The sequence below is a fragment of the Streptomyces sp. NPDC030995 genome (assembly GCF_055571215.1).
The window spans coordinates 366119-380168 of record NZ_JBVIFS010000005.1 but is presented as its reverse complement, the minus strand read 5'-3'; the positions used below and the strand labels follow the sequence as shown (position 1 = coordinate 380168).

Here is a 14050-nt window from a genome sequence, read left to right as displayed (position 1 = left end):
ATGCTGGAGACAAAAGCCGGGATGAGAGCGGGGGTGTAGGGAATTCCCCCTAGAGGGGGGGGGGGGGGGGGGGGGGGGGATGGGGTCGCCTCTCCCCCCCCCCCCCCCCCCCCCCCCCCCCCCGGGGTGCTACAGGGACCGGGTGCGGCTGGCGACGAGCTCGCCGCGGGCGAAGCCGTCCACGCGCAGCGACTGGGCGGCGGTGGCGCCGGGCACCGTGACGTCGGCCTGCCCGTCGGGGATGTCCACGGAGGTGCGGGGACGCCGGTCAAGGTAGACGTCCACGCGGTCGACGTTGGCGGTCTTCAGCTTGAGGCGCAGGGAGCCGTCGGCGCGTGTGGCGTCGGTGATGGTGAGCTCCCTCACCGGTTGGGTCTTGAGGAGCTCGCCGGCCCGCGCCAGCAGGTCCACGTTGCCCTCCAGGAGGTCCCGGCGGGTCATCCGGTGGCGTGCGTCCGGTACGACGCCGAGGTCCTCCAGGGGCGTACCGGCCCGGTCGCCGACCCGCAGGGACCTGCGGATCGACACCCGCATGCCCGCCCCGTTCGGCAGGGGGACGTACGGCGAGGGGGTGAGGGGGAAGAACGTCATGATCTCGCCCTGCGTCACGACGTTGGCGCCGCCGGCTCCGGTGTTGTCGTCGGTGCCCAGCACCGTACCGATCTTGTGGTCCTGGAAGCCGGCGGCGAACATGTCGGTGGCCGAGTAGCAGCGGGCGTTGGTGATGAGGACGACCGGGCCGAAATACTGCTGCCCGATGGCGTTGGCGCGGGCCTCCGGGGTGAGGGGGACGCCGGCGGAGAAGGTCGAACCGGTCTCGACCGCCTGCTCCATCGACTCCACCCAGGGGCTGAGGCTGCGGCTGCTGCGGCAGATGCGCAGGTTGAGCGGGGTGTTGATGAACTGGAACGGTTCCGGTGTGATCCGACGCGGCGTCAGGGTCTGGAGCGTGAGCTCGGACGCCCAGACCAGGCCGCCGCCGTTGTCGCGCACGTCGACGATCAGACCGTTCTGGGGCAGCTGGCCAATGAGCCGGATGAACTCCTGCACGAAGGCGTCGGCGCTGTCGACGTTGAAGGTGTGGATGCGGATGTGCCCGAAGGTGCCCGAGGGGGTCTGGACGGTGCGGGCCGTGAACACCTGCGGCATCGAGCTCGCGATCTCGCCCGCCGCGGAGCCGGGGATCTCCCCCGAGTCGACCGCCTTTTGCTGCTCGACGACGTGGGGGACGAAGAGCATGACGTTCGCCCGGCCGATCTCGTCGGCCTCGTAGTCCACACCCATGACCAGTGCGGCTTCACCGACCGGGCCGGGCATCGGTGGGAGGTTCTCCACGATCTGCCAGTTCTCGCGCAGCTCGCGGGCGACGCCGTCGCTGCCCGTGTAGCTGACGGTCACCCACTCCTCGAACGGAGGGAGATGGGCCGTGAGCGAACGCACCGTCAGCGACTGGATGCCCCGGCTGCGGCGGGCCGCCGCGTTGCTGCCGGCGAACCGGGCGGCGAAGAGCTCGACGGCCTTCTCGATGGGGACGCCGCTCCAGTGGGTGACCTCGACGCCCGGCGCGAAGCCCGGCGCGGTGAACCCCTGGGTGATGCGCGTGACCAGGAAGCGGGGCTTCGGTCCGTCGGTGCACTCCTCGACCCGGAAGGGGAGGAAGGCGATCTTCCCGGCGAACGGCGCGGGCAGCTGGTAGTTGGTGTGCAGGTCCCGGATCGAGTGGAAGACCTTGGACATCTCCGAGTGGAAGATCCACTCCGGCCCCATGGTGGCCGGCGTCTGCTGCTCCAGCTGCCGGCGGATGAGGCGCAGCCGCTGTACGGGGTTGACCGCGTGCATCGCGATCTTCAGGGGCAGGTGTACGTAGTTTCCCTCCATGAGCACGAGGGCCTGATCGACGAGCAGCATGCGCTGTTGCAGGGTGAGGGCGCCGGCGCCCTCCAGGAAGGTTTCCAGCTGTGTCGCGGCGGTCAGGAGCTCACGGACCGGTTCGGCCGTTTGCTGGAGGTATTCGGGAGCGGTATCGGCGGTGACTCGGGCCATGATGCCTCCGTGGTCGGTGTACGGCTCACCCCACTCTTCGGCCGGTCACGGTCTCCTCCGCAGGGTGCGCCCCGCAGTTCACCCGTACGGCCCGCGTGACGCCGCCCCGGCGCGGGGGGCCGCACCTCAATGCGCCGGAAGCCGCTCCGACTCGCGGACCAGGGCTGCCAGGACGGGGGCGATCAGCGGGTGGGTCTCCGCGCCGCGGCGGGTGGCGGCGAAGACGCGCCGGGTGGCGGCCGGACCGGCGACCGGGCGGACCTGGACCTCCTTGAGGTCCATGCCCCGCAGCGCGGAACGCGGTACGAGGGCCACTCCGGCCCCCGCACCCACCAGCGCCGTCACCGCGCGGAAGTCGTCGGAGGAGTGGACGAACCGGGGCTGGAAGCCGGCCAGTTCGCAGGCGAGCAGCGTCACGTCGTGGCACGGGTTGCCGGGGTACTGGCCCACCCAGTCCGAGTCGGAGAGGTCCGCCAGCGAGACCGCGGGCAGATCGGCGAGCGGGTGCCCGGAGGGCAGGACCGCCTCGAAGGGCTCCGCGTACAGCGGGACGACGGAGAGCCGCCCGTCGTCGGCGCCCGGCGCGCCCCGGTACTCGACGGCCAGCGCGAGGTCCGCCTCGCCGTCCAGCAGCAGCGGCAGGCTCTGGTCGCCCTCGGCGTCCCGTACCCGCAGCCGGATCCCGGGGTGGTCCAGGGCGAGCCGGGCGATCGCCGGAGCCAGTACCTCGGCGATGCCCGTCGCGAAGGCGGCCACCGTGACCTCGCCCGCCGAGCCGCCCGCGTACGCCGCGAGTTCGGCCTCCGCGCGCTCCAGCTGCGCCAGCACCTCGTGGGCGTGGCCGAGCAGGATCTCACCGGCCGCGGTGAGCCGTACGCCCCGGCCGCTGCGGGTCAGCAGCGCGTGGCCGGTCTCCTGTTCCAGAGCGGCGAGCTGCTGGGAGACGGCCGAGGGGGTCAGGTACAGGGCTGCGGCCGCGGCGGTCACCGTACGGTGGTCCGCCACGGCCCGCAGGATGCGCAGCCGGCGGGGGTCGATCACCCCTCCATGATGTCAGCCCTGAGCAGCGGAAAGGGCCGCGCGGGCGTCGATGAAGGCCGCGACCGCGCGCTCCACGTCGGCCGTCGAGTGGGCCGCCGAGAGCTGGACGCGGATCCGGGCCGCGCCCATCGGCACCACCGGGTAGGAGAAGCCGATCACGTACACGCCGCGCTCCAGGAGCAGCTCCGCCATGCGGGCCGCCTCCGCGGCGTCGCCGATCATCACGGGGGCGATGGCGTGGTCGCCGGGCAGGACCTCGAAACCGGCCTCGGTCATCTTCGTACGGAAGAGCGCGGTGTTGGCGGCGAGGTGTTCGCGCAGGTCGCCGGCGGACTCCAGCAGGTCGAGGACCTTGAGGGAGGCCGCCGCGATGACCGGGGCGAGGGAGTTGGAGAAGAGGTACGGGCGCGAGCGCTGGCGCAGCAGCTCCACGATCTCGGCGCGGGCCGCGACGTAACCGCCGGAGGCGCCGCCGAGGGCCTTGCCGAGGGTGCCGGTGATGATGTCGACGCGGTCCATGACCCCGTGCAGCTCCGAGGTGCCGCGGCCGCCGGGGCCGACGAAGCCGACGGCGTGCGAGTCGTCGACCATGACCATGGCGTCGTAGCGCTCGGCGAGGTCGCAGATCTCCTGGAGGGGGGCGACGTAGCCGTCCATGGAGAAGACGCCGTCGGTGACGATCAGCTTGCGGCGGGCGCCGCCCTCGGTGGCCTCCTTCAGGCGGGCTTCCAGCTCGGCCATGTCGCGGTTGGCGTAGCGGAAGCGGCGGGCCTTGGAGAGGCGGATGCCGTCGATGATCGAGGCGTGGTTGAGGGCGTCGGAGATGACCGCGTCCTCGGCGCCGAGCAGGGTCTCGAAGACACCGCCGTTGGCGTCGAAGCAGGAGGAGTAGAGGATCGTGTCCTCCTGGCCGAGGAAGGCCGACAGCCGCGCCTCCAGCTCCTTGTGCACCTCCTGCGTGCCGCAGATGAAGCGGACGGAGGCCATGCCGTAGCCCCAGCGGTCCAGTGCGTCCTTGGCGGCGGCGACGACCTCGGGGTGGTCGGCCAGACCGAGGTAGTTGTTGGCGCAGAAGTTGAGGACCTCGCCGGCGGCGCCGCCCGAGGTGACGGCGACGGCCGCGTTCTGCGGGGTGCCGATGACGCGCTCGGGCTTGTGCAGGCCGGCGGCGCGGATCTCGTCGAGGGTGGTGCGGAGGTCCTCGCGGACGGACTCGAACATGCTGCGTTCTCCTTGTGCGGCGGAGGGGGCCGGGCCCCGCGGAGGGGGGAGGGTTTGCGGGGCCCGGCCGGAGGGAGATGGTTCGGGGGGACTGGCGGGGCTACGCGGTCCAGTCCAGGATGATCTTGCCGCTGCGGGCGGTCGACGCCTCGTCGAAGGCGGCCTCGAAGTCGCGGTGCGAGTAGCGGCCGGTGATGACCGGGCTGAGGTCGAGCCCGCCTTCCAGCAGCACGGTCATCGCGTACCAGGTCTCGAACATCTCGCGGCCGTAGATGCCCTTGATGGTGATCATCGAGGTGACGACCTTCGCCCAGTCCACCGGGAACTCCTGCGCGGGCAGGCCCAGCATGGCGATCCGGCCGCCGTGCGTCATGTTGTCGATCATGTCGCGCATCGCCTCGGCGCGGCCGGACATCTCCAGGCCGATGTCGAAGCCCTCGCGCAGGCCCAGCTGCCGCTGGGCATCGGCGATGGAGGTCTCGGCGACGTTCACGGCGAGCGTGGCGCCGGCCTTGCGGGCGATCTCCAGCCGCTCGGGGCTGACGTCCGTGATGACCACGTTGCGCGCACCGGCGTGCCGGGCCACGGCCGCCGCCATGATGCCGATCGGGCCGGCGCCGGTGATCAGTACGTCCTCGCCGACCAGCGGGAAGGACAGCGCCGTGTGCACGGCGTTGCCGAACGGATCGAAGATCGCCGCGACGTCCAGGTCCACCGCGGTCCGGTGCACCCACACGTTCTGCGCGGGCAGCACCACGTACTCGGCGAACGCGCCGTCCCGGCCGACGCCGAGCCCGATCGTGCTGCGGCACAGGTGGCGGCGCCCGGCCAGACAGTTGCGGCACTTGCCGCACACCAGGTGGCCCTCGCCGCTGACCAGCGCGCCGATCTCGATGTCGCGGACGTCCGCGCCGAGCGCCGCCACCTCGCCGACGAACTCGTGGCCGAGGACGAGCGGGGTCTTGACCGCGCCCTGCGCCCAGCCGTCCCAGGCACGGATGTGCAGGTCGGTTCCGCAGATGCCGGTGCGCAGCACCTTGATCAGCACGTCACCGGCGCCGTACTCGGGCTCGGGGACGTCCATGAGCCACAGCCCGGGCTCGGCCTTGTGCTTGACGAGTGCCTTCATGAGGGTGGCTCCAGGCATGCGGAAGGGGGCGCCGCGGGCGTGCGGGCCCGGACGGCGTCGGTGACGGGCACCAATCTGCCGATCGGCGTGGTGATCAGTCCATCGAGACTTTCTTAAGCGGGTCGACAGCGCAGCTTCACGCCTATGCTCCTCGGGTGACGGGGCAGGGGGTGTCTTGCCTGGGACGGCGCGGGGAAAAGGGGAGGTGAGGGGCGTGCCGAGTCTGCGCAGCAGGGCGCTGTCGGTGGCGCTGACCGCAACGGGGCGGCGAAGACGGTTCGCGAGCGCCGAGGCGGTGAGGACCCGGGTGGCACAGTCGGCCCGCCGGCCCGCGTCACATCTGCCGCCGCGATCGCTCGGCCGGGTCGCGGACATCTCCCGGACCTTCGTCGGAGCCTGGCCGGTGTACGACGTGTCCCCCCTCGGGACCGAGCCCGCGGCCCAGGTGCTGTACGTGCACGGCGGCGGTTACATCGACGAACTGGTCCGCCCGCACTGGGCACTGATCCGGACCCTGGTCACGCGGGCGCGGGCGCGGGTCGTCGTACCGGCGTACATCCTCGCTCCGCGCGGTACCGCCGACCGGACGGTCCCGGTCGCCACCGACCTGCTGAGCGGGCTGATCGCGAGCGGCGACGCCGGCGGGACCGTGCTGCTCGGGGACGCGGCCGGAGCCGGGCTGGCGCTGGCCGCCGCGCAGCGGCTGCGCGACCGCACCGGGGAGCAGCCCTCCCGGATCGTGCTGATCTCGCCCTGGCTGGACGTGACCATGAGCCATCCGGACCAGGCGGCCATCGAGGCGACCGATCCGGTACAGGCCCGCCCGGGACTGCGGGAGGCCGGGCGGCTGTACGCCGGGACGCTGGCCACCGACGATCCCCGGGTGAGCCCGCTGCACGGGACCTTCGCGGGCCTCGCGCCGCTGACGGTCTTCACCGGGACCCGGGACGTGCTGACCACGGACAGCAGGGAGCTGCTGCGCCGGGCCCGCGCGGACGGGGCCGAGGTGGACTTCCACGAGGAGGCGGGGATGCCGCACGGGTACCCGCTGCTGCCGGTGCCGGAGGGGCGGGCGGCGCGCGACCGGATCGTGGAGCTGGTCCGGTCGGCCGCGGATCTGTGACGGCGTGCGCACCCCCTACGCCGTGCAGGTCATCAGCGAGCTGATCGGCCAGGCGCGGTACGCCGTCCAGTACGCCTCGTCGCGTACGGAGTCGGCGGGCGGCGTCCGGTTCGGCTGCCAGCCGACGGTGGCGAAGCCCGCCTCGACGGCCGCCTCGGCGAGGTCGGAGTGCGCCCACTCGCGGAACTCGAAGGGCACCGGCGGCTCGGTCAGGAAGTGCGCCCTCAGCAGCGGCGCGTCGCCGTCCGGGACCCGGTCGAGGATGCGGACCCCGTACGGCGACCAGTCCACGCGCGGGAACGCTCCCGCGTTGGGCACGATGGCGAGCAGCCGCCCGCCCGTGCGCAGACTGGCGCGCACGGACCGGAACATCGCGTGCAGGGACCGGCGGTCGGGCGCGTAGCTGAAGACGTACGCGGCGGTGGCGAGGTCGAAGGGGCCGAGGCGGGGAAGCCCGGCGGCGTCGGCGACGAGGTACTCGACGTCCGGCCGGTCCTTCGTCGCCTCGTGCTCGCGGGCCTGTTTGATCATCTCCTCGGAGACGTCCACGCCGACGGTCCGCCGGGCCCCGCCGCGGGCCAGCAGCCGGGTGTTGTAGCCGTACCCGCAGGCCAGGTCGAGGGCGTCGAGCCCGCGCACCCCGCCGAGTGCGTCGAGGGCTCCGTGCAGGGTGTAGGTGTCGGCCGCCGAGAAGGCCGCCGTGGTCTGGGACTCCGCGTAACGCTCGCCGATGGTGTCGTACTGGAACCGCATGCTCTGCCTTCCGGGGGCCTGCCGGGGGGTGGGACGCGTGCGTATGGTGCCCCGTGGCGCGACCGGGGGTGGTCCGTACACCCGTACGTCCCCCGGACGAGGGAATCGGTCGGCCTATCGCCGGGGCCCGGCCGCGGACGCGTCCCGGTCGGCCTGCCGTACGGGCAGCGGTTCGCGGGCGCAGGCGCGCAGCCAGGCGTGCCCGGGATCGGCGTCGTGGCGCGGGTGCCAGGCCATGCCGAAGGGCAGTGTCGGCAGATCGAGCGGGATCTCGAAGACCTCCAGCCCCAGCGCGGCGGCGAGTGGCAGGGCCTGGGTGGTGAGGAGCCCCACGAGGTCGCTCTCGCGCAGCACGAACAGGGAGGCGGGGAAGGTCCCCACGGCACCCACCACCCGCCGCGACAGGCCCTGTTCGGCGAGGGCGGTGTCCACCGGGCCTTCCAGGCGGCCGCGCCGTGAGGCGATCAGGTGTTCGGCTGCGGCGAACCGGCGCGCGGTGACGCGTCCGCGGAGCAGCGGATGGCCGGGGCGTACGACGGCCATCATCCGCTCATCGGTGAGGTGCTCGACGCGCACCTCGGGGGAACGGGTGTCGATGACGCCGAGTTCCAGGTCGGCGACGCCCTCGCGCAGGGCCGGGACGTCCACGTGGCTCTCTGACAGGAAGCGCAGCCGCACCCCCGGCGCCTCCCTGGTCACGCGGGTGAGGAGGGTGGCTCCGTAGACGGCGGTGAAGGCGTCGTTGGCGAGCACGGTGAAGGTGCGGACGAGCGTGGGCAGGTCGACCTGTCCGCCGGTCAGGAAGAGGGCGCGGGCCCGTTCCACGACGGCGCGGACCTCGCCCTGGACGGCGAGGGCGTGCGGGGTGGGCACCATGCTCCGGCCCGCCCGGACCAGGACGGGGTCGCCGAGGGCCTTGCGGATGCGGCCGAGGGTGCGGCTCATGGCGGGCTCGGACAGGTGCAGGCGGGCGGCGGCCCGGGACACGCTCGACTCCTCCAGGAGGACGTCGAGGGCGACGAGGAGGTTCAGGTCGAGGCCGTGGCCCGCTCCGGATTGCGTCACACGCATTCATCCCTTGCAGAACTTGCACTGGAAAGCAGGTCCCTCCAACTCTACGGTGAGGAGCGGGGGATGGCCGCAGCGCCGCCCTCGCCCCCCACGTCACCACCCCTCACCTTTCGCCGCCGACTCCTAGGAGGAGCCGTGCTTCGCCCTGCCCCGAACCGGTCCGCCGCCAGCCCGCCCGCCCCGAACCCGCCCGCCCCCAACCCACCTGGCCTGACCCGGCCCGCCCTGCTCGTGCTGTGCGCCTGCGTGCTGGTCGCCCAGGCCATGGTCGCCGCCGTCAACCTGCTGATCCCGCAGCTCGCCGCGTCCGCGCTGCGGCCGAGCCCCGACCAGCTGCTGTGGGCGGTCGACGCGTACGTCATCGTCTTCGCCGCGCTGCTGATCCCGGCCGGCGCGCTCGGCGACCGGTACGGCCGCAAGGGCGCCCTCCTGGCCGGGCTCGCACTGTTCGCCGCGGGCGGGGCAGTCAGCGCGCTCGCCCAGGACCCGGCCGTACTGATCGCCGGGCGCGGGCTGTGCGGGGCCGGCGCGGCCCTGATCATGCCCGCGACCATGTCCGTCCTCGTCCACCTGAGCCCGCCCGAGCGCCGGGGGCAGGCTCTCGCCACCTGGACCCTGTCCGCGGGCCTCGGGGGCCTGGCGGGCAATGTCGGGGGCGGTCTGGCCGGGGAGTTCCTGACCTGGCGGGCCCTGTTCTGGGCCGTCGTCCCGCTCGGCGCGGTCCTCGCGGTCGCGGTCGCCCGTACGGTGCCCCGTACGCCGTCCCGGTCCGACGCGGCCGTCGACCCCGTCGGCGCGGTCCTGCTCGCGGGGGCGCTGCTCGCGGTGGTCTACGGGATCATCGAGGGGCCGGCGTGCGGCTGGACCTCGGCGCGGGTGCTGGCCGCCTTCGGCGCCGGCGCCGGGCTGCTCGCCGCCTTCACCGGCCATGCGCTGCGCGCCGCCCACCCGCTGCTGGACCCGCGGGTCTTCGCCTCGCGCAAGCTGCGCGCCGGGACGCTCGGCATCGGCACCGGCTTCTTCGGGCTCTTCGCCCTGTTCTTCGTCAACGCCCAGTACCTCCAGTACGCGAAGGGCTTCTCCCCTGCGCTGACGGGCGTCGCGATCGTCCCGCTGACCGTCGGCATGGCGCTGGTGCCCAAGTTCGGCGCGCGGCTCCAGGAGCGCACCGGTCCCCGTCTGCCGGTCGGCGCCGGGCTCGGCCTGATCGGGGCGGGACTGCTGCTGGTCTCCACCGCCGACGCGGGCACTCCGTACGCCCTGTACGCGCTCTACCTGCTGGTGCTGTCCGTCGGCACCGGGCTGTGCGCGCCCTCGCTGACCCTGACGGTGGTCGCGGAGCTGCCCGCGCACCAGGCCGGACTCGGATCCGGGCTGAACACGGCGGCCCGCGAGATCGGCGCGGCCCTCGGGGTGGCGGTGGTCGGCACGGTGCTGGCGTCCCGCTTCCACGGCGATCCGACGGATCCGGCGCAGGTCGGCGCCTTCACCGACGCGATGGGGTCCGCGCTGCGCACGGTGGCCCTGGTGCTGCTGCTGGCGTCGGCGGCCGTGGTGGCCGGCTACCGCGGCTCCGGTCGCGGGCACGGACAGGAGCAGGGGCCGTCGCGGCCCCGCCGGGATGCAGCGCCCGCCGCGGAGGGCGCATCCTGACGGTGTGACGGCGAGAGGGGACAGCCCAGGCCCGGCCCCCGACGCCACGACCCAGGCGCTCGCGCGTGCCACGGCGAGTGCCGTGGAGGCCGTCGGCGGGTACGCAGGCGGGGTCTACCTGCGCTCGCGCACCGAGGAACTGCGGCTGGCCGTGCTCCTGGGCCTGCCCGGTCCGCTCTTCCGGCCGTGGTGGCGGATGCAGGTGAACCGCCCCTACCCGGTGGCGGAGGCGTACCGCTCCGGGCAGTCCGTGCACCTGCCGGACGCGGAGGCGGCCATGCGGCGCTTCCCGCAACTGATGGCGGGGCTGCCCTTCCCCTTCGGCTCCCTGTACGAGCCGGTCACCGCCGGGTCGGAGCGGTTCGGGGTGCTGATGGTGCTGCGCCCGCCCACCCCCGGGGTACCGGTCGGGGCCGGCGACCGGGCGCGGATGCGCGAAGCCGCGGCCGCCCTGGCCGGGGAGCTCTCGGCGCTGACGGCGGCCGGGGCGCCGGTGATCTGGGAAGGGGACCCGGTGTACGTACCGCTGCCGGACCGGGCCGAGGGCGCCGGCACCGTCGTGGACCGGCTCGCGCAGGCGGTGCTCTCCGTGGACCGGCAGGGCCGGATCCGCTTCGCGAACGCCGCCGCCGAGACGCTGCTCGGCCTCAGCGGAGCGCGGCTGATGGGGCAGGTGCTGTGGGAGGCGGCGCCCTGGCTCGGGCAGCGGGCCTACGAGGATCACTTCCGGGGCGTGTTCCTGTCCACCGAGGCGGTGCGCTTCCCGGTGCGGCGCGGCTGGCACCGGACCCGGGAATGGCTCTCGGTGGACCTGTACCCCGGCTCCGACGGGCTGACCGTGATGATCGGCACCGCCGAGCAGCCCGACTACGCTCCCGAGTCGGTGGCCCAGCCGGGGGCGGGCCTCGGCTCGGTGGCCGACCGGGCCTCCGCGCTGTACCGTCCGGTGGCCCTCGCGATCGCGCTGACGGAGGCGGTCACGGCCCGCCAGGTGTCGGCGGTGGTCACCGAGGAGCTGCTGCCCGCCTTCGGCGGCCGCCAGCTGGCGATCTACCTGCTCGACGAACGGCACCTGCACCTGGCCTGGGAGACGGGGTTCCCGCGGGGCTTCCTCAACCGCTTCGACGGCGTCTCGCTCGACACGGCGCTGCCGGGCGTGGAAACGCTGACCACGGGCCGGCCCCTGTTCTTCGAGTCGATGGAGAATCTGGCCGCCGCCTACCCGGGGATCCCGCTGGACGCGCACCTCGGCGCCCGCGCCTTCCTGCCGCTGATCGCCTCCGGCAGGCCGGTCGGCTCCTGCATCCTCGGCTTCGACACGCCGCGCGGCTTCAGCCCGGAGGAGCGTACGGTGCTGACCGCGCTGGCCGGCCTGATCGCGCAGGCCCTGGAGCGGGCGAAGCGCTACGACAACGAGGCGGCGCGCGCCCGGGGGCTCCAGTCGGCCCTGCTGCCGCACCGGCTGCCGGTGCGCGAGCACGTGGACACGGTGGCCCGCTATCTTCCGGGCACGGTCGGCATGGACGTCGGCGGCGACTGGTACGACGTCATCGAGACCGACGACGGCCGGCTGGCGCTGGTGATCGGGGACGTCCAGGGCCACGGCGTGGCGGCTGCCGCGACGATGGGCCAACTCCGCAGCGCGGTACGGGCCTTCGCGCTCAGCGGCAGCACTCCGCAGGAGGTGGTGAGCGGCACCAACCGGCTGCTCATCGATCTGGATCCGGGCCAGTTCGCCAGCTGCTGCTACGTGTCGCTCGACCCGGAAACCGGTTCCGTGCGGGCTGTGCGGGCCGGCCACCCCCAGCCGCTGCTGCGCCACCCCGACGGCCGCACCGAGGTGCTCGACCTGGCGGGCGGGGTGGTGCTCGGCATCGACCCGCAGGCCTCGTACCCCGTCACCGAACTGCGGCTGACCACGGGCTCGGTGCTCGCCCTCTACACGGACGGGCTGGTGGAGAAGCCGGGCATCGACATCGACATCGGGGTGGAGCGGCTGCGGGCGGCCCTGGCCGAGGCCCGGCCGACCCCGCTGACCGAGACCGCCGACCGGCTGGTCAGCGAGGCGGGCAGCAGCACCGACCGGCCGGACGACATCGCCCTGCTGCTGGCCTCCCGCACGGGCGGCGCCCCGTAGGCCCGCTCGGCCGGTCACCCGGACGGCCCCGTCAGCCGGCGTCGGCGGGCCGCTCCCCGCCGAGTCCCAGGGTGATCGCGGTGTTCACCAGGCCGACGTGGCTGAACGCCTGTGGAAAGTTGCCGAGTTGGCGTCCGGCGACGGGGTCGTACTCCTCCGCGAGCAGCCCCACGTCGTTGCGTACGGCGAGCAGCCGTTCGAAGAGGGCGCGGGCCTCCTTGTCCCGGCCCGTCAGGTGCAGGGCGTCGACCAGCCAGAACGAGCAGGCCAGGAAGGCCCCTTCGTCGCCGGGCAGTCCGTCGACGGACGGACCTTCGGTGCTGTAGCGGCGGACCAGCCCGCTGCTGCCGAGCTCCGCGCGCACGGCGTCGACGGTGCCGGTGACGCGCGGGTCGTCGGGCGGCAGGAAGCCGACCCTGGGGATGAGCAGGGCCGACGCGTCGAGTTCGCGGGAGCCGTAGTACTGCGTGAAGGTGCCCCGCTCGGGGTCGAACCCCTTCTCGCACACGTCGCGGTGCACCTCCTCGCGCATGGTCCGCCAGCGCTCCACGTCGCCGGGCAGTGACGGATATCCCTCCAGGGTGCGGACGGCCCGGTCGGCGGCGACCCAGGCCATCACCTTGGAGTGCACGAAGTGGCGGCGCGGGCCGCGGACTTCCCACAGGCCCTCGTCCGGCCGGCGCCAGTTGCGGCCCAGGAAGTCGAGGAGCGCGAGCTGGATCCTCCAGGCGTGCCGCTCGACGGGGATCCCGGCGGCCCGGGCCAGGTGGAGGGCGTCGAGGACCTCCCCGTACACGTCCAGCTGGAGCTGGTCGACGGCCGCGTTGCCGATCCGGACCGGGGCGGAGGAGGCGTAGCCGCGCAGCCAGGGCAGCTCGACCTCGGGGATCCGCCGCTCGCCGCTGATCCCGTACATGATCTGGAGGTCGGCGGGATCACCGGCGACCGCGCGCAGCAGCCACGCGCGCCAGGCTCGGGCCTCGTCGAGGAAGCCGGTGGCGAGGAGCGAGCCGAGGGTGAGGGTGGCGTCGCGCAGCCAGCAGTAGCGGTAGTCCCAGTTGCGGACGCCGCCGATCTCCTCGGGGAGGGAGGTGGTGGCCGCGGCGACGATTCCGCCGGTCGGAGCGTAGGTGAGGGCCTTGAGGGTGATCAGGGAGCGGGTGACCGCCTCCCGGTAGGGGCCCTCGTAGAGGCACCGGGAGGTCCACTCGCGCCAGTCGGCGAGGCCCTGCTCCAGGGCGGCGTACGGGTCCACGGGCTCGGGGCGCGGTTCGTGCGAGGGGTGCCAGGTGAGGACGAAGGCGACGCGCTGGCCGGCGGCGACGGTGAACTCGGAGCGGGTGCTGTTGGCCTCGCCCCAGGTGGGCACGGGCGGCTCGCTGCGGAACCACGCCGAGTCCGGCCCGGCGACGGCCACGCGGTCACCCTCGGAGCGGCGGACCCAGGGCAGAACGTGGCCGTAGTCGAAGCGCAGCCGCAGGGTGCTGCGTACGGTGACCTCGCCGGAGACCCCTTCGACGATCCGCATCACATCGGGTGCGCTGTCCCGCTGCGGCATGAAGTCGACGACCTTGACCGTGCCGCCCTCGGTCTCCCAGTAGGACTCCAGGATCAGCGAGCCGTCGACGTAGGCGCGGCGGGTGCACCGCTCGGAGGGCCCGGCGCCGGCCGGCGCGATGCGCCAGTGGCCGTTCTCCTCGTCGCCGAGGAGCCTGGCGAAGCAGGCCGCGGAGTCGAAGTGCGGCAGGCACAGCCAGTCGATGGACCCGTCGCGGCCGACCAGCGCGCTGGTCATGAGGTCGCCGATGAGTGCGTAATCTTCGATGGGTTGTGTCATTCGTCCGCTCTTCCCTCGAATACCCGGGGTCAATCAGCTCGG

At 73.5% G+C, this 14050-nt stretch carries 10 protein-coding genes; 3 read left to right on the top strand and 7 right to left on the bottom strand.

Features of this window, described 5'->3' with window-relative positions; translation table 11 throughout:
* Nucleotides 1–129 precede the first annotated feature (129 nt).
* The 4 genes from ACZ45T_RS11915 to tdh all read right to left on the bottom strand — a co-directional run bounded on the left by ACZ45T_RS11915 (nt 130) and on the right by tdh (nt 5434).
* Nucleotides 130–2043, bottom strand: coding sequence for a S41 family peptidase (locus ACZ45T_RS11915; protein WP_468440017.1), 1914 nt, complete (start codon nt 2041–2043; stop codon nt 130–132).
* A 126-nt stretch (nt 2044–2169) separates the two neighbouring features.
* A complete protein-coding gene (locus tag ACZ45T_RS11910; RefSeq protein WP_468440015.1) occupies nt 2170–3084 on the bottom strand; it encodes a LysR family transcriptional regulator in 915 nt (304 codons plus the stop codon).
* 12 nt (nt 3085–3096) lie between these two features.
* Entirely contained in the window at nt 3097–4305 is a 1209-nt protein-coding gene (locus ACZ45T_RS11905; RefSeq protein WP_468440013.1) for a glycine C-acetyltransferase, read from the bottom strand.
* A gap of 100 nt (nt 4306–4405) precedes the next feature.
* On the bottom strand, nt 4406–5434 hold the full coding sequence (tdh, locus tag ACZ45T_RS11900; protein ID WP_468440011.1) for an L-threonine 3-dehydrogenase: 1029 nt from the start codon (nt 5432–5434) through the stop codon (nt 4406–4408).
* A 214-nt stretch (nt 5435–5648) separates the two neighbouring features.
* Between tdh and ACZ45T_RS11895 the strand changes: the two genes are divergently transcribed.
* Nucleotides 5649–6557 carry an alpha/beta hydrolase fold domain-containing protein gene (locus ACZ45T_RS11895; RefSeq protein WP_468440009.1) on the top strand — a complete coding sequence of 303 codons (909 nt, stop codon included), beginning with the start codon at nt 5649–5651 and terminating at the stop codon, nt 6555–6557.
* Nucleotides 6558–6572: 15 nt separating this feature from the next.
* Here ACZ45T_RS11895 and ACZ45T_RS11890 read toward each other — a convergent pair whose 3' ends face one another.
* Complete coding sequence (locus ACZ45T_RS11890; protein ID WP_468440007.1) at nt 6573–7310, bottom strand: class I SAM-dependent methyltransferase; 738 nt, start codon at nt 7308–7310, stop codon at nt 6573–6575.
* A gap of 114 nt (nt 7311–7424) precedes the next feature.
* Nucleotides 7425–8381 carry a LysR family transcriptional regulator gene (locus tag ACZ45T_RS11885; RefSeq protein ID WP_468440005.1) on the bottom strand — a complete coding sequence of 319 codons (957 nt, stop codon included), beginning with the start codon at nt 8379–8381 and terminating at the stop codon, nt 7425–7427.
* Between the two features lie 135 nt (nt 8382–8516).
* On the opposite strand from ACZ45T_RS11885, the gene ACZ45T_RS11880 reads away from it, so the two are divergent.
* Entirely contained in the window at nt 8517–10034 is a 1518-nt protein-coding gene (locus ACZ45T_RS11880) for an MFS transporter (RefSeq protein ID WP_468440003.1), read from the top strand.
* Nucleotides 10003–12171: a PP2C family protein-serine/threonine phosphatase gene (locus ACZ45T_RS11875; RefSeq protein WP_468440001.1), complete on the top strand. Its 2169-nt coding sequence runs from the start codon at nt 10003–10005 to the stop codon at nt 12169–12171. The genes ACZ45T_RS11880 and ACZ45T_RS11875 overlap by 32 nt, the downstream gene beginning before the upstream one ends.
* Nucleotides 12172–12202: 31 nt before the next feature.
* On the opposite strand, the gene ACZ45T_RS11870 is transcribed toward ACZ45T_RS11875, so the two are convergent.
* Entirely contained in the window at nt 12203–14008 is a 1806-nt protein-coding gene (locus ACZ45T_RS11870) for a glycoside hydrolase family 15 protein (RefSeq protein ID WP_468439999.1), read from the bottom strand.
* Nucleotides 14009–14050 lie beyond the last annotated feature (42 nt).

What these genes read in the sequence shown, in the direction of transcription:
- ACZ45T_RS11915 (WP_468440017.1), bottom strand. Translation starts at nt 2,043, where the DNA reads ATGGCCCGAGTCACCGCCGATACCGCTCCCGAATACCTCCAGCAAACG.
- ACZ45T_RS11905 (WP_468440013.1), bottom strand. Translation starts at nt 4,305, where the DNA reads ATGTTCGAGTCCGTCCGCGAGGACCTCCGCACCACCCTCGACGAGATC.
- tdh (WP_468440011.1), bottom strand. Translation starts at nt 5,434, where the DNA reads ATGAAGGCACTCGTCAAGCACAAGGCCGAGCCCGGGCTGTGGCTCATG.
- ACZ45T_RS11890 (WP_468440007.1), bottom strand. Translation starts at nt 7,310, where the DNA reads ATGCGGTTCCAGTACGACACCATCGGCGAGCGTTACGCGGAGTCCCAG.
- ACZ45T_RS11885 (WP_468440005.1), bottom strand. Translation starts at nt 8,381, where the DNA reads ATGCGTGTGACGCAATCCGGAGCGGGCCACGGCCTCGACCTGAACCTC.
- ACZ45T_RS11875 (WP_468440001.1), top strand. Translation starts at nt 10,003, where the DNA reads ATGCAGCGCCCGCCGCGGAGGGCGCATCCTGACGGTGTGACGGCGAGA.
- ACZ45T_RS11870 (WP_468439999.1), bottom strand. Translation starts at nt 14,008, where the DNA reads ATGACACAACCCATCGAAGATTACGCACTCATCGGCGACCTCATGACC.